This window comes from Amycolatopsis solani, from assembly GCF_033441515.1.
GTDB lineage: Bacteria > Actinomycetota > Actinomycetes > Mycobacteriales > Pseudonocardiaceae > Amycolatopsis > Amycolatopsis solani.
On the sequence record NZ_JAWQJT010000003.1, the window covers coordinates 2,188,229 to 2,207,740 of the forward strand.

General features: G+C 70.6%; 18 protein-coding genes, 1 tRNA gene and 1 pseudogene. 9 read left to right on the forward strand and 11 right to left on the reverse strand.

From position 1 onward, the window contains the following. Nucleotides 1–3: 3 nt before the first annotated feature. The 3 genes from SD460_RS42770 to SD460_RS42780 form a co-directional block, all read right to left on the reverse strand. The gene (locus SD460_RS42770) at nucleotides 4–930 is read right to left on the reverse strand and encodes a ribonuclease Z (RefSeq protein WP_290060163.1); all 927 of its coding nucleotides are present in this window, start codon (nucleotides 928–930) and stop codon (nucleotides 4–6) included. Nucleotides 931–944: 14 nt separating this feature from the next. Beyond that, nucleotides 945–1,514 carry an HdeD family acid-resistance protein gene (locus SD460_RS42775; RefSeq protein ID WP_290060162.1) on the reverse strand — a complete coding sequence of 190 codons (570 nt, stop codon included), beginning with the start codon at nucleotides 1,512–1,514 and terminating at the stop codon, nucleotides 945–947. A gap of 145 nt (nucleotides 1,515–1,659) precedes the next feature. Further along, the gene (locus SD460_RS42780) at nucleotides 1,660–3,837 is read right to left on the reverse strand and encodes a pectate lyase-like domain-containing protein (protein ID WP_318307634.1); all 2,178 of its coding nucleotides are present in this window, start codon (nucleotides 3,835–3,837) and stop codon (nucleotides 1,660–1,662) included. Nucleotides 3,838–4,111: 274 nt separating this feature from the next. On the opposite strand from SD460_RS42780, the gene SD460_RS42785 reads away from it, so the two are divergent. Beyond that, nucleotides 4,112–4,184: transfer RNA gene (locus SD460_RS42785), tRNA-Ala, on the forward strand. A gap of 227 nt (nucleotides 4,185–4,411) precedes the next feature. Here SD460_RS42785 and SD460_RS42790 read toward each other — a convergent pair. Further along, on the reverse strand, nucleotides 4,412–4,621 hold the full coding sequence (locus SD460_RS42790; RefSeq protein ID WP_290059065.1) for a CsbD family protein: 210 nt from the start codon (nucleotides 4,619–4,621) through the stop codon (nucleotides 4,412–4,414). A gap of 182 nt (nucleotides 4,622–4,803) precedes the next feature. Here SD460_RS42790 and SD460_RS42795 point away from each other — a divergent pair. The 6 genes and pseudogenes from SD460_RS42795 to SD460_RS42820 all read left to right on the forward strand — a co-directional run bounded on the left by SD460_RS42795 (nucleotide 4,804) and on the right by SD460_RS42820 (nucleotide 7,177). After that, a pseudogene (locus tag SD460_RS42795) lies at nucleotides 4,804–5,255 on the forward strand (Asp23/Gls24 family envelope stress response protein). Next, the gene (locus SD460_RS42800) at nucleotides 5,252–5,527 is read left to right on the forward strand and encodes a hypothetical protein (RefSeq protein ID WP_290059066.1); all 276 of its coding nucleotides are present in this window, start codon (nucleotides 5,252–5,254) and stop codon (nucleotides 5,525–5,527) included. Before SD460_RS42795 ends, SD460_RS42800 begins: the two are co-directional and overlap by 4 nt. Nucleotides 5,528–5,538: 11 nt before the next feature. Further along, entirely contained in the window at nucleotides 5,539–5,715 is a 177-nt protein-coding gene (locus SD460_RS42805) for a hypothetical protein (RefSeq protein ID WP_176170725.1), read from the forward strand. A gap of 3 nt (nucleotides 5,716–5,718) precedes the next feature. Beyond that, nucleotides 5,719–6,093: an Asp23/Gls24 family envelope stress response protein gene (locus SD460_RS42810; protein WP_318307635.1), complete on the forward strand. Its 375-nt coding sequence runs from the start codon at nucleotides 5,719–5,721 to the stop codon at nucleotides 6,091–6,093. Then, on the forward strand, nucleotides 6,090–6,617 hold the full coding sequence (locus SD460_RS42815; protein ID WP_290059067.1) for a DUF6286 domain-containing protein: 528 nt from the start codon (nucleotides 6,090–6,092) through the stop codon (nucleotides 6,615–6,617). Before SD460_RS42810 ends, SD460_RS42815 begins: the two co-directional genes overlap by 4 nt. Beyond that, nucleotides 6,614–7,177, forward strand: a complete 564-nt coding sequence (locus SD460_RS42820; RefSeq protein WP_318307636.1) for an Asp23/Gls24 family envelope stress response protein — start codon at nucleotides 6,614–6,616, stop codon at nucleotides 7,175–7,177. The genes SD460_RS42815 and SD460_RS42820 overlap by 4 nt, the downstream gene beginning before the upstream one ends. Before the next feature lie 21 nt (nucleotides 7,178–7,198). Here SD460_RS42820 and SD460_RS42825 read toward each other — a convergent pair whose 3' ends face one another. After that, nucleotides 7,199–8,095 carry a LysR family transcriptional regulator gene (locus tag SD460_RS42825; RefSeq protein ID WP_318307637.1) on the reverse strand — a complete coding sequence of 299 codons (897 nt, stop codon included), beginning with the start codon at nucleotides 8,093–8,095 and terminating at the stop codon, nucleotides 7,199–7,201. A 125-nt stretch (nucleotides 8,096–8,220) separates the two neighbouring features. Here SD460_RS42825 and SD460_RS42830 point away from each other — a divergent pair, with 125 nt between their 5' ends. Next, the gene (locus SD460_RS42830; RefSeq protein ID WP_290059070.1) at nucleotides 8,221–8,970 is read left to right on the forward strand and encodes an SDR family NAD(P)-dependent oxidoreductase; all 750 of its coding nucleotides are present in this window, start codon (nucleotides 8,221–8,223) and stop codon (nucleotides 8,968–8,970) included. Between the two features lie 50 nt (nucleotides 8,971–9,020). Here the strand turns inward: SD460_RS42830 and SD460_RS42835 are convergent, their stop codons facing one another. The 3 genes from SD460_RS42835 to SD460_RS42845 form a co-directional block, all read right to left on the reverse strand. Then, nucleotides 9,021–9,788, reverse strand: a complete 768-nt coding sequence (locus SD460_RS42835; RefSeq protein WP_290059071.1) for an SDR family NAD(P)-dependent oxidoreductase — start codon at nucleotides 9,786–9,788, stop codon at nucleotides 9,021–9,023. Between the two features lie 126 nt (nucleotides 9,789–9,914). Continuing rightward, on the reverse strand, nucleotides 9,915–10,652 hold the full coding sequence (locus tag SD460_RS42840; protein WP_290059072.1) for a hypothetical protein: 738 nt from the start codon (nucleotides 10,650–10,652) through the stop codon (nucleotides 9,915–9,917). A 133-nt stretch (nucleotides 10,653–10,785) separates the two neighbouring features. After that, on the reverse strand, nucleotides 10,786–11,799 hold the full coding sequence (locus tag SD460_RS42845; RefSeq protein WP_290059073.1) for an NADPH:quinone reductase: 1,014 nt from the start codon (nucleotides 11,797–11,799) through the stop codon (nucleotides 10,786–10,788). 84 nt (nucleotides 11,800–11,883) lie between these two features. On the opposite strand from SD460_RS42845, the gene SD460_RS42850 reads away from it, so the two are divergent. Then, complete coding sequence (locus SD460_RS42850; RefSeq protein WP_290059074.1) at nucleotides 11,884–12,264, forward strand: winged helix-turn-helix transcriptional regulator; 381 nt, start codon at nucleotides 11,884–11,886, stop codon at nucleotides 12,262–12,264. Here SD460_RS42850 and SD460_RS42855 read toward each other — a convergent pair. From SD460_RS42855 to SD460_RS42865, 3 genes are all read right to left on the reverse strand, one after another. Then, nucleotides 12,253–12,378: a hypothetical protein gene (locus SD460_RS42855; protein ID WP_290059075.1), complete on the reverse strand. Its 126-nt coding sequence runs from the start codon at nucleotides 12,376–12,378 to the stop codon at nucleotides 12,253–12,255. The two genes, SD460_RS42850 and SD460_RS42855, sit on opposite strands and share 12 nt — an antisense overlap. A 230-nt stretch (nucleotides 12,379–12,608) precedes the next feature. Then, the gene (locus tag SD460_RS42860) at nucleotides 12,609–17,504 is read right to left on the reverse strand and encodes a DNA repair ATPase (RefSeq protein WP_290059077.1); all 4,896 of its coding nucleotides are present in this window, start codon (nucleotides 17,502–17,504) and stop codon (nucleotides 12,609–12,611) included. Further along, complete coding sequence (locus SD460_RS42865) at nucleotides 17,501–19,510, reverse strand: flotillin family protein (RefSeq protein WP_290059078.1); 2,010 nt, start codon at nucleotides 19,508–19,510, stop codon at nucleotides 17,501–17,503. Before SD460_RS42865 ends, SD460_RS42860 begins: the two co-directional genes overlap by 4 nt. Between the last annotated feature and the right edge of the window lie 2 nt (nucleotides 19,511–19,512).

Below are 19,512 nucleotides of genomic sequence, written 5' to 3' on the forward strand. Positions count from 1 at the left end.
AGCCTACGGCGCCGCGCGGTCCGCTGGGGAGGACCGGCGTTTCGGCACCTGGACCCGCTCCAGGTCCCGCGCCACGACGATGTCGCCGCCGAACTCGGCTTTCGCTTCGTCCAGGAACCGCTCCGGATCGGGGTAGCGCTGCGAGAAGTGGGTCAGCACGAGCTGCCGGACGCCGGATTCGGCGGCGACGCGCGCGGCCTGCCGGGCGGTCAGGTGACCGAAGTCCTTGGCCAGCGCGGTGTCCTCGGCCAGGAACGTCGACTCGATCACGAGCGTGTCGGCGTTTTCGCTGAGGGCGTAGACGGCGTCGCAGAGGCGGGTGTCCATGACGAAGGCGAACCGCTGGCCGGGGCGGGGCGTGCTCACGTCGTCGAGTTCGACGGCGCCGAGGCGCCCTTCGCGCTGGAGCCGTCCGACGTCGGGGCCCGCGATGCCGTGTTCCCGCAGTTTCCCGGGCAGCATGGTGCGGCCGTCGGGCTCGACCAGGCGGTAGCCGAACGCCTCGACGGGGTGGCTCAGGCGCCTCGCCTCGAGGGTGAGCTTGCCGGTGGCGATCGGGCCGTCCCCGGTGATCGGGTGCTCACGCAGGTCGGCCTGCTCGTAGAACGCCGTCGCGTGCCGCAGGCGTTCGAAGTAGTGCGCGCCGGACGCCGGGAAGTGGGCGTGGACCGGGTGCTTGACCTTGTCGAGCGAGAGCCGCTGGATGATCCCGGGGAGGCCGAGGCTGTGGTCGCCGTGGAAGTGGGTGACGCAGAGGCGCGTGATGTCGGAGGCCGCGACGCCCGCCCGCAGCATCTGGCGCTGGGTGCCTTCGCCGGGGTCGAAGAGGATGCCCTCGCCGTCCCAGCGCAGGAGGTAGCCGTTCTGGTTGCGGTGGCGCGTGGGCACCTGGGAAGCGGTGCCCAGCACCACCAGTTCGCGGGTCGACACCCCCGCGACGCTACTCAGCTCGCGGGGGTCGTGTCCCCCAGTTTGCGCAGGCGGAAGCCCAGCACGAGGAGCACGATCCCGTAGATCAGCGCGTAGACGCCGACGAGCACCGCGATGCCGTACGCGCCGGCGATCGGGTTGATCACGATGAGGACGCCGGCGAGCACGGAGATCGCGCCGGCCAGGATGAGGAAGGCCTCGCCCTGGATCTGCTTGCGCAGGCGGATCGCCGCGGCGATCTCGGCGATCCCGGTCACGATCGCCCAGAAGCCGACCAGCAGGGCCAGCAGCAGGACGGTGATGCCGGGCCAGACCAGGACGAGGATGCCGGCGATGATGCCGAGCGCGCCGAGGACGCCGTACGCCACCCGGTGCCCGGTGTCACCCGGGCGGAACGCCTGCATGAGGGCGCCGACGCCGTCGACGATCGCGTAAATGCCATAGAGGACGGCCAGCACGAGCACGGTGGCGCCCGGCCAGATCAGTGCGAAGAGACCGAAGAGCACGGCGAACCCACCGCGGACGGCCACCAGCGGCCACGCTTTGCGGGGTTCGACGACGGAGAACGCTGCGAAGGAGGTCATCTGCCGCTCCCGGATCGGTTGGGGACCTCAGTATCGCGACGATTACCCCCGCCCGGCTTCCTAAACACCCCGTTCGGGGGTACCCCACCGCGGAGTTGAAGGACCGGCGTGCGCCGCGGCCGCCACCACGGCGCACGCCGGTTGCTCAGGGGTAACTCACCAGGTTGACGGCCTTGGTGCCGGCCGGGGTCGCCGGGCCGGTGTTGTTGATGACGTGCGTGATCGTGCCTTGGTAGTTGAGCGACACGGTCACCATGTCGTGGAAGCGGACACCCGCCGTGTTCGGCGCCTCGTACGCGTGCGCGCTGGCCACGGACGGGTTGGTGCTGAAGTAGCAGTAGCTGCCCAGGCCCCACGCTTCGTGGCTGGTGACGTTCGGGCCGACCTTGTAGGCCGAGTAGCCCGGCGTGGACCCGTTCATCCAGCTCGCCTGGTTCGGCACGTCGTAGGGCATCTCGTTCTGGAAGAAGTACGTCCGGCCGCCGTTGCCGTTCCAGACGACCTGCGTCTTCTGGTAGTGCTCGACGAACAGGCCGTACATCGTCACGTCGTTGCCGTTGACGGTGAGCCCGGTGTCGGCGGTGTTGGTGCCCCAGCCGACGTACTCGTTGCGCTCGGCGTGGTCGGCGCGCCAGATCCACATGTGGTCGCCGATCACGTTGCTGCTGTTGACGACCAGGCTGTTCGTCGCCTTGCCGACGGCGGCGCCGCCGATCCGGAAGAACACGTCGTGCAGCGACGTCGGGTCGGCCGCGTGGCTGGCGGTCGAGCCGGCCGGGCCGACCTGCATGAGCGTGTTCGAGTTGGTCGTGCCGGCGTCGATCAGCAGGCCGGCGAGCTTGACGCCGTCGACGTCGTCCACGGTCATCGCGGTGATGCCGTTGTCCGGGATCAGCGTGGCGATGCCGAGCCCGAGCACGACGGTGTCCGGCCGGGTGACGCGCAGCGTCTGGTTGAGGTGGTAGACACCGGGGGTGACCAGCAGGTTCTTGCCCGCGGCGAGCGCCGCGTTCATGTCGGCGGCGGTGGCGCCGGGCTTGGCGATGTAGAACTGGCCGATCGGCAGCGACGTGCCGGGCGCGGTGCCGTTCGCCCAGCTCGTGCCGGACGCGTTGGTCTTCACGCCGGGCACGAAGACCTGGTAGTTGCCGGCGCCGTCGATGTAGAGGAAGGGCTTCTCGCGCACGACCGGCGTCTGGCCGACCGTGGTGTAGGGCGGGCTCGGGAAGGTGTTGGCCGGGGCGCCCTGGACGCCCGCGAAGACCATGTTCCAGTTCGAGCCGTTCCAGCTGCCGAACTGCGAGTTGCGGGAGATCCACTGCTGCTGCGAGCCGGAGCGGACCTGGCCGTCGATCTTCGTGTCGGAGATCCACCCGCCGCTGGCCCAGCCGCCGTCGTCGAGCTGCAGGTCACCGCGGACGTGCATGCGGCGGTACGGCGCGGCCTGGCTGACCGCCCACCGGTCGGCGCCCCCGGTCGGCGTCACGGAGAGGTTTTCGGCGCCCCGCCAGAAGTTCTGGGTGGCGTTCTGCGGCGGGAACCAGTCGGCCTCGACGTGCACGGCGCCGTTGATGTTGACCGCGTCCGGGCTGAGGCCGAGCCCCAGCACCTGCGTGTAGAAGCCGACGTTGACGTCGTTGGCGTAGGTGCCCGGCTTGAACATCACGGCGTAGCGCTGGCTGCCGAACTGGTTGCGTTCCTGCTGGCTGAAGATGCTGTTGAGCCGGCTTTGGATGGTCGAGCTCGGCATCGACGGGTCGAAGACGACGACGTTCGGCCCGAAGTCCGGCTGGCCCGGCTGGCTGGTGTTCACGGGGCTCAGCATGAAGGACTGCGCGGCGGTGCCGTTGCAGGCGTACTGCTGGAGCTGCACCGAGTCGGCGACGGACGCACCGGGCACGTCGAGGCACTTACCGCTGTTGCGGCTGACGAAGTGGTACCGGCCACTGCCTTCGTCGACGGCCTGCCACTGCTGGTTCGCACCGTTCGAATAGGACCAGAGCTGGACCAGACCACCATCGGCGGTGGAGACGTCGGTGACATCCCAGGCGGCGGCCGGGTTGGTGCGCGCGTTCACCCGGAAGTAGCCGTCCCCGGTCGACTGGAACTGCCACTGCTGCGAGGTGCTCTGGTTGCAGGAGTACTGCTGGACAACGGTCCCGTCGGCACTGCCGGCGGCCCGCGCGTCCACGCACTTCCCACTGTTGGCGGCGGCCACGGTGTACCAGCCATCGGGAGCGATGGCGGCCTCGGCGGTTCTCGTCGCCACCGCGCTGCCGACCAGGACCAACGCCGCCGCGAGCAGCGTCGTCACCCTCTTCATGCGAAACCTCCTCTGCCGCGTGCGCGGCGTCCATCGAGCAGGAAACGGCAGAGGCGTGCCCGGTCTGGGTAGACGCGGCGTAACGGGCGGGGACCTCGGCGTCACAACCGCGCAAAATGTAACGGGGGCCACACCGGGAGTCAATACACGACTAAAAATAAGGTGTGAAAGTGCAGGTCAAGGGGTTGGGGTGGGTGTAGGTACCCCCGCGCGGAGGGGGTCGGGGCGGGGTGTAATGTATGGGCATACGAGATGCGGAGTTCACCTTCGCCTCGGGGCTATGGCGCAGCTGGTAGCGCACCTCACTGGCAGTGAGGGGGTCAGGGGTTCGAGTCCCCTTAGCTCCACTCTCTCGAAGCACCGCCCACCGGATCCGAAGATCCAGGTTGGGCGGTTTTTTCGTCTCTGGTTCCCGCCGGCTTCTTCCAGCGCGACCGGCCGGCCGGAATCAGCCACAAGAGCGGTGCGCGCCTCTGCGCTGTCCAACCGAGAACGCGAACGTCGAACGGCCCCCGGAGGGCGGGTGGCCGGCTCGCTCCCTCAGGCCTCGCCGGCCACCCGCCCCGGGGTGGGTTCAGTCCTTCTTGAAGACGTTCTTGACCTTGTCCACGGCGTCGCCGACGGCGTCCTTGACGTTCTCGACCGCGTCCTTGACTCCGGCCTTGGCCTGGTCGGCTTGGCCTTCGGCGCGCAGCTCGTCGTCGCCGGTGACCTTGCCCGCCGTCTCCTTGGCCTTGCCGCCGAAGTCTTCGGCCTTGTTCCCGATCTTGTCGCCCAACGACATGAGCCACTCCTCCCGTGCGGGACATCGTCCCCTGTGGACGGTCCTGCTCATCAAGACACCGCACCGGGCCGTTCGTCATTTCCCCGGTCGCGTGAGCCTGTTCACACGAACGAGGCCGTGACGATCCCGGTCCGTGCCGGGTCTTCCCGGCACAACCGTCCACTCGACGAAGGAGGACCACCATGGCCGAGACGACCACGAAGGCGCCCGCCACCGCCACCGAGACGACCGGCGCCCTCGTCACCAGCCAGGGCGCGACCACGATCGCGGACACCGTGGTGCAGAAGATCGCCGGCCTGGCCACCCGGGAAGTGCCCGGCGTCCACTCCTCGGCGGCGGCGCTGCCCGCGCCTTCTCCGCGATCCGCGAACGCATTCCCGGCGCGACCGCCTCCGCGGGCCAGGGCGTCTCGGTCGAGGTGGGCGAAAAGCAGGCCGCGGTCGACCTGCAGCTCGTCGTCGAGTACGGCGTGTCCATCGCCGACCTCTCGCGGTCCGTGCGGCGCAACGTGATCACCGCGGTCGAGCGGATGACCGGCTTGGAGGTCGTCGAGGTCAACATCGCCGTCGGCGACCTCAACCTGCCCGGCGACGACGCCGACGACCAAAGCGCCGACACCGGCCGGGTGCAGTGACACCCGACGCGGTCGCGATCGCCGCCGCGGTAGCGGGCCTGCCGGAAGTGGCGGGCCCGCACGGCGGCCGGATCGGGGAAATCGCGACCCTGCTGCCCGGCCGGCGCGTCGCCGGGGTGCGCGTCGCCGACGGCGACGTGACCGTCGGTGTCGTGCTCCGCTATCCGGCCACGGTCGCCGAAGCGGTGTCCGCCATCCGGGGAGCGCTCGGCCCGCTCGACCGGCCCGTACGCGTGTACGTCGGCGACGTGGCCGCACCCACCACTTCTTGACGGAGGTTCCCATGAATGCCACCAGGACAGGTTTGCTGACCGGCCTCGTGCTCGGCCTCGCGCTCGCCTTCGGCGGGTTCGGCGCGTTCCTGGCCGTGCTCGTGCTCGGCGCGATCGGGTTCCTGATCGGCCGTCACCTCGACGGCAAGATCGACCTCGTCCAGCTGTTCGGCCGGGACCGGGGCTGACCCGTGACCGCCACCGTGCCCGCCGAAGAGCGGGGTGAACTGGTCATCTCCGGCCACGCGGTCGGACGGATCGCCGCGCACGCCGCCCGCGAAATCGGCGACGTCGGCGGCGCCGCCGGGCGCGTGCTGGGGGTCGCGCTCGGCGGCGAAGACGCCGAGCGCTCGGTGAAGGTCGACGCCGAGGTCGACGGCGACCGGGTCCGGCTGGCCACCCGGCTGTCGATCACCTACCCGGCCTCGGTCGCCCGCACCACCGAAGACGCCCGGGCCCACCTGCGCACGCGGGTCAGCGAACTGACCGGGCTCGACGTCGAACGGGTGGACATCACCGTCACCGCGCTGCACGCGCCGGCCACGTCGTCGAGGAGGGTCTCGTGAAACGCCGCCCCCGCCGCAGCACACCGGCCGCCCTGATCGCCCTGGTGCTGGCCGCGGCCGGCGCGCTCGCCGCCGTCGTGGTCATCCAGATGATCCTCGGCGAGCGTCCGTGGCTGGACTACGGCGCCACCGCCCGGCGGCTGCACGACGTCCGCTGGGCCGACCTGCCGGTCGTCGTCACCGGCGGCGTCGTCGCCCTGCTCGGCCTGGTCCTGGTGCTCGCCGCGGTGCTGCCGGGCAAGCTCACCGTGCTCCCGCTGCGCGGCGCCCCGGACTCGGGCGCCTCGCGCCACAGCTTCGGCTCCACCCTCCGTGCGGCCGCGGCGCGGGTCGACGGCGTGGACGACGTGCGGCTGAAGGTGCGGCGGCGCAGCGTCCGGGTGCGGGTGCGCACCCGGCGTACCCGCCCCGACGGGATCGCCGACGCGGTCCGCGACGCGGTCACCGCGCGGCTGGACCGGATCGACCCGGTCCGCCGTCCCGAGGTCAAGGTCCGTCTTCGCGCAGTGAGGAGCACGTCGTGAACCGTCCCGCCCGTCTCAACCGGACGCTGCTGGCCGCGTTCGGGCTGCTGCTGATCGCCGCCGGTGCGGTCCCGGCGGCGATCCGCTTCCACTGGCTCCCGGCGCTCGGCGCGGATCGGCCGATCGTGCCAGGTACCGAGCTGCCCCCGACCTGGGTGCTGTACGTGAGCGCGGCCGCCGGGATCGTCGTCGCGCTGGCCGGGCTGCGCTGGCTGGCCGCCCAGCTGGTCCGCAAGCCGGCCGGCCGCACCTGGCGGTTCGAAGCCGATCCCGACGCCGGCACCACCGAGCTGGCCACCACCGCGGCGGTCGGGCCGTTCACCGAGGAGCTGCGCGGCTACCCCGGCGTCCGCACCGCGTCCGCCTCCCTCACCGGGACCCGCGAGCGCCCCGAGCTGCTCGCGGTCGTCTCGGTCGAGCAGGACGGCGATCCCGCCGAGATCCGGGACCGCATCCGCGACGAGGGCGTGCCGCGGTTGTGCCAGGCTCTCGACCTCGACGACCTGCCCACCCGGGTCGAGCTGCGCTTCACCACCGCCGCCGGTTCCCGCGTCGCCTGACGGACCCGCGGGCCAAGACCGTCACAGCGCTGGGACACCGGTGCCCGACCAGTCCTGCCGCTTCAGCTGGTCCAGCAATGCGGTCTCGGCCCGGCCCGGCGCGTGGCGCACCCCCGCGACCACCGGCTCCGAGAGGGCCGGGCGGAGCGGGCGGGCCAGCTCTTCGAAGCCGTCGGGGATCGCGGAGGACGGCGCGATGGCGACGCCGAGACCTTCCGCGGCGAGCCGCACCGCGGTGGCGATCTGCGAGGCCCGGCCGACCGTCCGCGGGGCGAGGCCGCGGTCGGCGAGCAGGCGCGCCAGGTAGTCGTCGAGCTTGCTGGTGCGACGGAAGCGCACCCACCCCTCGGCCGCGAGCTCTTCGAGGAGCAGCGGCTTGCGCCGGCGAAGCAGGGGGTGGCCTTGCGGGAGCACGGCGACGTAGGACTCCTGGCCCAGCGGGTGGATGTCGAAGGTGCAGCCCGGCGGGATCTCGTGCACCAGGAGCATGTCGAGCGTGCCCTGGCGCGCCAGCCGCTCCATGTCCGCGGGATCGGGTTCCTCGTGGATGGTGACCTGCAGGTGCGGGTGGCGGCGACGCAGCTCGCCGAGCGCGCGCGGGAGCTGGCGGGCCCCGAGTCCCATGTGGACGGCGATGACCAGCTCGCCCGCCAGCTCGCCGTCGGCGGCGCGGGCCGCGGTGAACGCACGCCGGGAGGCAGCGGCGGCGAGTTCCGCTTCCACCAGGAAAGCCCGCCCCGCCACGGTCGGCGTCATGCCCTGCGGAGTCCGCGTGAACAGGCGCACCCCGACCTGCTTCTCCAAGGTGCCGATCTGCTGGGACAGCGACGGCTGAGTCAGTCCCAGCCGCTCGGCCGCCGCCGTGACGCTGCCCTCTTCGGCCACCGTCAGCGCGTACTCGTACTGCCGCAGGTTCATCCGGAACCACCTCCCTGCATAGAATTGTTCTATATGGAGCATAGTAGAACTCTCTTTGCGCCTATGCCGGCACGTGCGTAAATTTCGGCTCGTAAGTCGCGGTTCGTGCCGGAAAAGGAGAAAGAATGCGTCTCGCGGACAAGGTGGCTCTGGTCACGGGTGGCGGAGCGGGCCTCGGCCTGGCCATCGCCGAGAGGTTCGCCGCCGAAGGCGCCCACGTCTACATCACGGGACGACGCAAGGAAGTTCTCGACGACGCAACGGCTTCCCTCGACGGGCGGGTCACGGCGGTCGTCGCGGACTCCACGTCATCGGCCGATCTCGGCGGTCTGGTGGAGACCATCGGCCGGGAAAGCGGGCGCCTCGACGTGCTCGTCGCCAATGCGGGCATCATCGAGCGGGCGGATTTCGGCGAGGTGACCGAGGACCACTTCGACCGGACGTTCGACGTCAACGCGCGCGGCACGATGTTCACCGTCCAGACGATGCTGCCGCTCATGCCGGCCGGCGGCTCGATCGTCCTGGTGGGCTCGATCCAGGGGTTCAAGGGACTCCCCGGATCGACGACCTACAGCGCGGCGAAGGCGGCCGTGCGTTCCTACGCGCGCGTGTGGGCGGCCGAGTTCGGCGGCCGGGGCCTGCGGGTCAACGTGCTGAGCCCGGGCCCGTTCGACACCGCCATCATCGACGGGCAGGCCGCGTACTTCGGGCAGGACCCGGCGGCGCTGCGCGCGCAGATGGCCACGCACGTCCCCATGGGCCGGCTCGGACGCCCCGAGGAGCTCGCCGGCGCGGCGCTGTTCCTGGCCTCGGACGACAGCAGTTTCATGACCGGCGCCGAACTCTGCGTCGACGGCGGCATGGCTCAGGTGTAACCGTGCTCACCGGGGCCACGGTGCCGGTCCAGGTCGCCGTGGCCGGTAAGTCAGCTCCGAAGGCCGCCCGACGCGGTGAGGCGCTCGCCGGTGACCCACGCGGCGTCATCGGAGGCGAAGAACGCCGCGACCTTCGCCAGGTCTTCCGGCCGGCCCAGGCGCCCCAGCGGCGTGCGCTCGATCATCGCTTTTTCGGCGTCGCTCCCGATGAAGCCCGCGGCACGGATGCCCTCGGTCTCCACGCCGCCCGGCGCGAGGGTGTTGACCCTGACCCCGCGCGGACCGAGCTCGGCGGCCAGCACCCGGGTGAGAGCGTCGACAGCGCCCTTGGTGGCGGCGTAGACGGCCATCCCGGGAACCGCGCGAGCGCTGTCGAGCGACCCGATGTTGATGATCGAGCCGCCGCCGGGCCCGAAGTGCTTGAGCGCCTCCTGGATGGTGAGGATGGGACCGAGGACGTTGACCGACAGCTGGCGCGAGATGTGCTCCTGTGTCACGGCTTCGATCGGTTCCGTGTGCCACACCCCGGCGTTGTTGACCACGACGTCCAACCGGCCGTAAGCCCGCACAACCTCGGCGAAGACGCGTTCGACGTCCCCGGGAACGGAGACGTCGCCCTGAGCCGCGACCGCCGCCCCTCCGTTGTCGCGGATGTGGCTCACGACCTTCTGCGCGCCTTCGGCGTCAGCGGCGTAGTTGACCACCACGGCGGCCCCGGCGGCGGCGAACTCTTTCGCGATACCCGCCCCGATCCCCTTGGCGGCCCCGGTCACGAGCGCGACCTTTCCGTGCAACCTCTTCGGAGTGTTGTCAGTCATGGCTTCCGTTTCTCTCGTTCCGGAACCGGAAAGTGGCCGGCGCCGCGATCACGAGAGTAGGTAGTCCAATGCATAGGCGCAAAGTGCGAATCTTTATGTTCTACATAGGAATGACCTATGTGACAGTCATCGGTCCGGGAACTTCGCGCCGGGAGGCGCGGAGTCCCGCTCCGCCTCGGGCCATGTCTGCGGGGCAGGGCCGAACGCGCGTCGGGCGGCTCGGACTGCCAGGGCCGCCACGGCGGCATTGGCGCCACCGCCGATCACCGCACCGATGCCGAAGGGAGCCACGCGGCCGAGCACGATGATGCCCTGCTTGGTGCCGTACTTGGTGACGAAGTTCTTGCCCAGGACGCTGTTGATCTGGTTCAACGTCGTCATGGGCACCTTGCTGACCAGCTGACGGGCCCAGTGCTGACCGGTCCGTTCGGCGGCCTTGCCGACGATGGTCGACGAACCGGACTGGCCGAGCAGGATTCCCATGACCAGCGTCCGCCGACGTTCGATCTCGTCCAGCCGGACCCCGTGGACCTCGGCGACCGAGAGCACGAACAGGGTGCTCAGTTCGAGCGAGGAGAAAGCCTCGCCCGCCGACAACGCCAACGCGACCCCGGTACCGACGGCCGGGGCGGCCGCGGTGGCCCCGACCGCAGCTCCGGTGCCTGCCAGGGCGCTGACGAACATCCGCTCCAGGGCGCGCACGACCTCAGCCGGTGCCGCCTCCGGGTTGCGCTGACGGGCCCGTGCGATGTTCTTGCGCACCAGCGGTGCCTGCAAGCCGATGGCCTTGTCCAGCAGCGCGAGGACCGGCTGCCCCGACCCGCTCGACGCCGACACCGGTCCCTCAAGCGCGTCAGAGGCCATTGCGAACTCCTTTACCTCGTCGAGTTGACGACCAGTCTCGCAGCCGCAATAGTGCACCGTTCGCTCAGTGGCGACTCAACTTTGTGCGAACAGCGCCGCGCTTCCCGCGGTGGGGCATCACCCGGGTCGTTCGTCAGCGCAGGTCGAGTACGACCTTGCCGGTGATGCCGTTCTCGACTGCTTCGTGCGCGGCCGCCACGTCGGCCAGGTCGAAGGCGTGGACCGGGAGGGGCGAAAGCAGGTTCCGCTCCAGCGCCGAGGTGATTTCCGCGGCCGCGTGCAGGAGGGCGTCGCGCGGTTCGGTGAGGAGCAGCGCGAACCTCAGCACGAGGTTCGGCCACATCAGCCGGAACACCGGCAGGGCCGGGTCCGCCGGTTGCGCCGCGTAGGTCACGATCGTCGCTCCCGGGGCCGCGACCGTCAGGTCGAGCTCCAGGTTGTCGGTCAGCGCGACTTCGATGACGCGGTCGACCGGGCCGGTCGCGTCGAGGATCTGCCGGGCGGCGTCGGCGTCGCGGTAGTTCACGACGAGGTCCGCGCCGGCGGCGCGGGCGAGCGCCGCCTTCTCCGGTCCGCTGACGGTGGTCACGATCCGCGCGCCGGCGATCTTGCCGAGTTCGATCGCGTAGTGGCCGACGGCGCCCGCGCCGGCCGCGACGAGCACCGTGCGGTCCTTCGGTGAGCCGTCGGCGTGCAGGCACCGGTGCGCGGTCATCGCCGGGATGCCCAAGCTGGCGCCCAGTTCGTCGGACGTCCCGTCCGGCAGCCGGACCGCTTGTTCGGAAGGGACGACGGTCCACTGGGCGGCGGTCCCCCACGGCGTGCCGGACCCGGCCAACCAGATCCACACGCGTTCGCCGAGCCGGCTCTCGTCGACACCCGCGCCGACCGCGTCGATCACGCCGGTGCCGTCCTGGTGCGGGATGCGGCCGGTGCGGTCCCCGACCGGCCTGAAGTCCTCCGGCGACGAGTTCGTCCTCATCCACATGTCGCCGGGGTTGATCGCGGAGAGCGCGACGCGAACGCGCACCTGGCCGGGGCCGGGTTCCGGGCGCGCGACGTCGAGCACCCGCAGCACGGTCTTCGCGGGGCCGTTCGCGGTGAAGAACGCGGCCTTCATGGTGTCCAGGTTCACGGTTCCCCTCAAGCAGGTAGGTTTGCGATGTATACCTACCCTGGTCCACGCGCTTCGAATGATCAATAACGCACTTTCCGAGCACTAAGGATCCTGATGGACACCACCCCGGCCGCCGAGGCTCCGCGGTTCAGCGCCGACTGCCCGAGCCGCCCGATCCTCGATCAGGTCGCCGACAAGTGGTCGATGATGGCGATGCAAGTGCTGGAAGAGCCGACCCGGTTCAACGAGATCAAGCGGCAGCTGGACGGCGTGACGCAGCGGGTGCTGACCCAGACGCTGCGCCGGCTGGAGCGCAACGGCCTGATCCGGCGCCGGGTGCTCGCGACCTCGCCGGTCGGCGTCGAGTACTCCCTCACACCCCTGGGCGAGTCGTTCCGCGGACCGTTCATCTGCCTGCACAAGTGGACGATCGAGCACAGCGGCGAGGTCGTCGCCGCGCAACAAGAGTACGACGAGCGGACGTCAGCCCGCTGACCCGGCGAACCGCAACCCGGCGTGCTCGCCTTCGACCCGGCGGCCGATGTCGGACAGCTCGGCCACCTGGGCGAGCTCGATCGCGTCGAACACGTACCGCCGGACCGCCGCCACGTCAGGCCGAACGTTTCCGGGCCACCGCCGGACGCCTCGGCCGGAACCCGGCGGCGCTCACCGTGACAGCACAGACGAACCACGCCATGCAGCCCAAGCTGATCGGCAACGACTGGCCGTTCCCCGCCGGCGACATCGAGCGGTTGCGGGACCGCGGAATCGACGGCGTTGCACCCCGTCCGGCGACGTCACGCCCGAGGCCTCCCTCAGTTCCGCGGAAAGCAGCTACGTCACCCGGTCGGCGGGTCGAGCTCGCCCGCCGGCACCTCTTCCCGCGCCAGCCGCTGTGCCGCGCGGCCGATGGCCGTCTCGATCGCGCCCACCCGGTCGGCCAGCAGGCCCACCGCGCCGACCGCGCGGCTCAGCGGGTCCTCGCCGTCGCCGCCCAGGGCCTGCTCGCGCAGGTACGCGGCCTTGACCGCGGCCCACCGCTCGGACTGCGAAGGCGTCAGCCGCCCTCGCAGCTCGGCCAGCTTGAGCAGGTTGGCCTCGGCGCCCGAGGTCAACGTCTGCGCCTCGCCGGCGTAGTGGTCGTCGATCAGGGCCTCGAGCTCCGCGTCGTTCATCGCCGGCACGATGCGCTCGGCGAGCTTGTTCATGTTCCGGTACGAACCCTGCAGCTGGAACGGCGGTTCGGTCCGCGACGCGTCCGCCTGCGCCGCCGAGGCGATGTACGCCTGGTTGTTCGCCAGCACCGTCCGCTGGACCCGCACCAGTTTCCGCAGTACAGCCAGGATCTGCTCCAGCTCCGTGGCCGAATAGCCGTGCGAAAGCTGGTCGGCCCGCACGGAACCGTCGCCGTTGGCCATCCGGACCAGAACGTCCACATCGGACCGATCCCGCGACACGAGCGGCGCCAGCACGGCGTTCGACGTCAACGCGTTCTCGATGTAGCTCAGCGCGAAGAGCTCTTCCTTGCCGGACAGCACGTCGCCGAGGTTCCACACGTCCGCGCGGTTGGCGAGCATGTCGGGGATGCGGAACCGCTTGCCCTGCTCGGTGTAGGGGTTGCCGGCCATGCACACCGCGAACCGCTTGCCGCGCAGGTCGTACGTCCGCGTGCGGCCCTCCCACACGCCTTCCATCCGCCGCTGCGCGTCGCACAGCGAGATGAACTTCTGCAGCAGTTCCGGCGACGTGTGCTGGATGTCGTCGAGGTACAGCAGCACGTTGTTGCCCTGCTCCAGCGCGAACGAGATCTTCTCGACCTCCTGCCGCGCGGTCGCGTTGGGCGCGTCCGCCGGGTCGACCGAGGTGACGTCGTGACCCAGCGCCGGCCCGTTGACCTTGACGAACACCAGCCCGAGTCGGCTGGCGACGTACTCCATGAGCGTCGTCTTGCCGTACCCCGGCGGCGAGATGAGCAGCAGCAGCCCGGACTGGTCGGTGCGCTTGGCGTCCCCGGCCGCGCCGAGCTGCTTGGCCAGGTTGTCGCCGATGAGCGGCAGGTAGACCTCGTCGAGCAGCCGGTTGCGCACGAACGCGCTCATCACCTTCGGCTGGTACTCCGCCAGCCGGAGCCGGTCGCGTTCGGCCGCCACCAGGTCGTTGCGCAGCCGCTGGTACGCGCGGAAACCCGGCACGCGGTCACGGCGGAAGCGGTGCGTCCTGGCGAGCGTTTCGTCGAGCCGGACCGTCACCGACCGCCCGGCGAGCCGCGGGTGCGCGCCGAGCAGACCGTCCACAGTGGCCGTCAGCGTCGCCGACGAGTCGTACCGCGGCAGGTCGCACAGCTCGATCGCGACGGCTTCGGGCAGCTCGTCGGCCGGCAGCCCGGCCGCGTCCACAAAGGACCGCAGCCACGCGTCGGCGAGCTGGTACCGGTCCGCGAGGTCGTCGAGCGAACCCAGGTCTTCGGCGAAGCTCCGTCGGTCGAGCCGGAACTTGTCCAGCACCGCCCGCGCGCCGCCGCTGGTGACGAACCCGGGCGGGGTGGCGGCGAGTTCCTCGACCAGGTACTCGCCGGCGAGCTCGGTCTCGAGCCCGAGCCCGTCGGTGAACGCCGTGATCGCGTCCCCGAGTTCCCGCGCCAGCGCGTCGATCGCCGGGGTGGCGCCGAACGCCTCCCGCACCCGCGCGAGCGACGCGGCCCGCGTCGTCCAGGCAGCGCGCGCCCGCTCGTCGGCCCCGAAGGCCCAGAACAGCTGGGCCGCCGCCCGGGCCGCGGGCGGGTAGCGCAGCAGCCCGGCGGCGGACCGCAGCCGCAGCAGGGCGCCCAGGATCGCGGCGGCGTCGTGGTCGTGGACGCCGCGCGCGTACCCCTCGTCGTACCGCTCCCCCGCCACGCTCCGCACGACGTCCAGCAGGTCGGCCTCGACCAGCTCGGCCGCCGGCCGCTCGGCGAGGATCGACGTCGCGAGGTACTCGGCCCGGTAGACCTCCGGCGACTCCGAGACCAGCAGCTGCTCCCAGTACGGCCGGGTCGCCTCGAACGCGGGGTCGCGCACGGCGGCCCGGTAGTCGGTGCCGGTGATCGCGAACTTCATCGAGCCGTCGTGCGGCACCAGCGTGAGGTCGATGTCCTGGGTGTTGACGGCGAAGGTGTTGCGGCCCAGGCGGATCGTCTCGCCGCCCTCGCCGTAGAGGTCGAGGCGGTCGCGCAGGGCCCGGCCGGCCTCCTGGCGAGCGGCCTTCACGCGGCCTTCCAGCTCCTCGGCCCGCACCTGGTCGCCGAGCGCCCGCAAATCGTCGACGACGCTGCGCAGCTTCGAGACCATCGGGTCGGCCGCGAAGTAGGTGTTGATCTCCTCCGCCGAGCCGAGCGAACCCACCCGGCGTGTCACGCTGCCGAGGATGCGCCCGGCCGACTCGACCAGCCGGTCCGCCCGGCGCGCCCGCTCGTCGAGCAGCGCCTGCTTGCGCGAGGAAAAGGCCTCGTAGACGTCGGTGCGCTTCTCGCCGAGCGCGGTCAGGAAGTCGTCGAACTCCCCGAACCGCGATTCGAGGTTCTCCAGCTGCAACAGCAGCCGGCCCAGCTGCTCGTCGCAGCGCTCGGGGGTGTCCGCGACCGCGAGCCCACCCGTGACGGCCTGCGCGAGCAGCGCGAACTCGGCCGCGAACTCCGCGCGGCCTTCGGTCTCCAGGAGTTCCTTGCGGCGCGCTTCCAGGGTGGCCCGGGCGCGGTTGACGGCGCCGATCACCTCGCCGACGCGCTCCAGGATCTTCGTCCGCACGACGGCGTCGGCGATGTCCAGCCCGCCCACGACGTCGGTGAGGACCTCCAGGCCGGCGGACTGCTCGTCGAGCTGCTCGGCGACCGGGCCGGCCTCGGCGACGGTCTTGATCGCGCCCGCCGCCGCGATGAGCCCGTCCACTTCGGCGTGGTAGCCGGTGAACGCCTCCTCGCCCTGCAGGAAGCGCACGGCCCGTTGCGCGGCCTCGGAGAACTCCGTGTCCAGGTCCGCGATCAGCGTGTCCACGCGGGCGGTGTCGGCGTACCGCAGCTCCCGCACGGTGACCAGCCGCCCGCGCGCCCGGTGCATCTCAGCCAGGCGCCGCACCCACGCGTCCGCCGCGTTGAGCGCCTCGCCCCGGACCCGCCGCACGAGCGACGCTGTGTCGGCCGCCGCGGTGTCGACGGCTTCGGCCGCCTGCGCGGTGAGCGAGGTGACCGTCTCGAACTCGTCCAGCACCTGCTCGGCCGTCACGCGGACGTCGGACAGCGGCGAGCGAAGGTCACCCAGCTCACTCTCGCCGAGCCAGTGGTAGTGGTCGAAAACCCGCGCGCAGGCGGCGATCAGCGCCTCGAACACCGCCGCCGACGGCGCCATTTCCCCGATCATCCTGGTGATCGACAGGCAGTCCGAGATCCCGCGGACGAGGTCGGCGTTCCCGACCCGCTCGAGCGGTCCCGTGCCGGCCGGCTGCGACGCGGCGTAGGTGTCCGACTGGAACGGCGTCCGCCACACCTGCATCGGGTGCACCCGGCTCGGTTCGTCGGACAGCGCGCGGAACAGGATCATCGTGCCGTCGTCGAACAGCGAGTACCCGTGGCACGGGATCGGGTTGGCGACCTCCTTGCGGATCACGTTGTACGGCAGCAGGAGCGAACGTCCCTCGGCCCGCGCGTGGAAGACGTACAGCACGTCCTCGCCGTTGGGCGAGCGGATCACGCGCTCGAACTCGAGACCGTCCACAGTGGTGTCGAACGTCTTGCTGACGCCGGTGTCGAGGTAGTAGCCGCCGGGGAAGATGATGCCGTGGTCCTCGGGGAGCCGCTGGCAGGCCTGCCCGATGCCGTCGAGCCGCACGACGTCCTGGGTGCGCGTGTTGAACACCAGGTAGCGGTACGTGGTTTCCTTGTACGGCAGCATGCGCAGCAGGATCAGCGGGCCGATCCGGGCGTAGGAGACCTCGGCGTCGGCGAGGCTCTGCAGCGGCTCGTCCACCGGCTCGGAATACACGCCGGCGCCGGTCTCGGTGTTGTTCTCGACCTTGACCGTCAGGTTGCCGCCGACGGTCTCGACGAAGACCTCGTCCTCGATCGAGATGTGCGGATGCCGGCCGAGGACGTGGTCCTCGCGGGTCGTCTCGATCCACTCGAAGTCGTGCGACGGCGGGAAGACGTGGTCCCGCTCGCCGCGGCTGTCCAGATAGGACACGGTGCCGTCGGCCGCGACACCCCACCGCAGCACCCGGATGTCCTCGGTGCGCGGGCCGATCTGGAACACCGCGAGCAGTTTCCCGTCCAGCCGGCGCAGCTGCAGCAGCTTCGCCTGCCGGTAGTACCGGTAGAGCTCGCCGAAGTCCCGCCCGAACTGCTCGTCACGCAGCAGTTCGGGCAGTTCCTCCGCACTGACGTCGTCGAAGCGGAACGCGTCCCCGTCGCGGCTGAAGCGCTGCAGCGAGAAGACGTCGTCGATCGCCGTCTCGGGCTTCAGGCCGATGAAGACGTTGTAGCCGAACAGCATCCGCCCGTCGACCGCGACGATGTCCCGCGGCACGCAGTTGTTGGCGGTGCGGATCCGTTCGGTGCCGACCAGCGCGAGCTGCGCGCTGCCGAACACCTCCAGCCGCCGCGCGTTGAGCTCGTCCGCGCGCTTCGCCAGCTCGGCGGCCTGGGCGGCCAGCCGGACGCGGAGCACGTCATAGGTGCCCGCGTCCAGCTGCGTTTCGGCCGTCGTCACTGCTTCGCGGCGACGACGGTGGCGACCGACGTCTCGGCGAGGCCGAGCCGCTGCGCCGTGGTCATCAGCTCACGGAGCTTGTCGCTGTCCGGCCCGCCGGCCTGCAGCTGCTTCGCCAGGAAGGCCGACAGCGTCAGGTTCTTCACGTCTTCGGTGCTGACCGCGCCGATCAGCTTGGCGAGGTCGTCGGTGAAGTTCGCCGACCCGTCGACGTAGGGCCGCGCGAGCGCCCCGACGACGTCGGAGTGCTGCACGAAGCCGTCGACGCTCTTGCCGAGGCCGATCGAGCCGACGATCCGGTCGAAGAACGTGGTCTCGCCGCCGACGATGTCGATGTCGGCCTTCTCCAGGCCGGCGCTGAGCACGACGGCCTGCGCTTCGGCGACGTCCCGCTGCACGTCGAGCGCGGCCAGCCGGATCTCCTTCTCGGCGTCCAGCCGCAGCCGGTACTCCTCGTGCTCCCGGCTGGCGTTGTCGAGCGCGGCCAACGCGGCGGCCTTGTCGGTGAGGCCCTCGGCCTCGCCCTTCAGCTTGTCGCGCAACGCCTCGGCGATCACGACGGCCTTCTCGCGCTCGACGATCGCCTCGGCGCGGCCGATCTTCTCCAGCGCGACGGCGTCGCGCTCCCGGACCTGCGCGGCGGCGAGCCCGGCCGCCGCCTCCTCGGCCTGGATGCCCTCCGCGAGCCGGATCTTCGCCCGCGTCTCCAGCTCGGCGGCCTGCTGGCGCGCCTCGGCGAGGGTCAGCTCCTCGCGGGCCTTGAACTTGGCGGCCTGCTCCGCGGCCTCGGCGGCCTTGATGCCCTTGACCAGGTTCTCCTGGGCGGTGGCCTCGGCGCGGATGACGACCGCCTCGCGGTCGCGCTGAGCCTCCTCGACCACGCGCAGCTTCTTGATGTTCTCTTCCTGCTCGGCCACGGTCTTTTCGACGGCGATCCGCTCGCGGATCACCTCGGCGATCGACCGCTTTTCGGTCTCGAGTTCCTTGTCCTTGGAAATCCGGGACAGCTCGGTCTCGCGCTCGCGGCCGATCACTTCGAGCAGGCGGTCCTTTTCGATCCGCTCGGACTCGATGGCGATGACGCGTTCGCGGTTCTTGCCGGCGACCTCGATCTCGCGCTGCTGGTTCTGCTGCTGGATGCCGAGCTGCTCGTCGGTGCGCAGCTGCGCGGCCTGCGACTTGAGCCGCTCCTCGGCCTGCACCTTCGCGATTTCGGCTTCTTCGCGCGCCCGCATGGTTTCGATTTCGCGGCGCTGCTTGATTTCGGCGTCGGCCTGGCGGCGCTCGAGTTCGAGGATCGCTTCACGCGCGTCGACGTTCTGGCGCGTGATCTCCTTTTCTTCGTGACGGCGGAATTCGTTGGTGCGCACGTGCTCGATCGCCGTCAGCTCGGTGATCTTGCGGATACCCTGCGCGTCCAGGATGTTGGCTGAATCGAGCGACGCCATCGGGGTCTGCTCGAGGTAGTCGATCGCCGCGTCTTCGAGGCTGTAGCCGTTGAGGTCGGTGCCGATGACGCGGATGATCTGGTCGCGGAACTCGTTGCGCTTGGTGTAGAGGTCGACGAAGTCGAGTTGCTTGCCGACGGTTTTCAGCGCCTCGGAGAACTTGGCGTTGAACAGTTCCTGCAGGGTGCCCTGGTCGCTCGCGCGTTCGGTGCCGATCGCCTGCGCGACCTTCACGACGTCCTCGACGGTCTTGTTGACGCGGACGAAGAACGAAATCCGGATGTCGGCGCGGATGTTGTCGCGGCAGATCAGGCCTTCCTGGCCGGTGCGCTCGATGTCGATGGTCTTCACCGAGATGTCCATGACCTCGGACTTGTGCAGCACGGGCAGCACGACCGCGCCGGTGAAGGTGACGTCGACCTTGCGCACCTTCGAGATGATCAGCGCCTTGCCCTGCGGCACCTTGCGGAACAACCGGCTCACGACGAACAGCAGCACCAGGACGATCAGGACCACGACGGCGATCAACACGCCGGCCCCCAGGCCGATGGCATCCATTC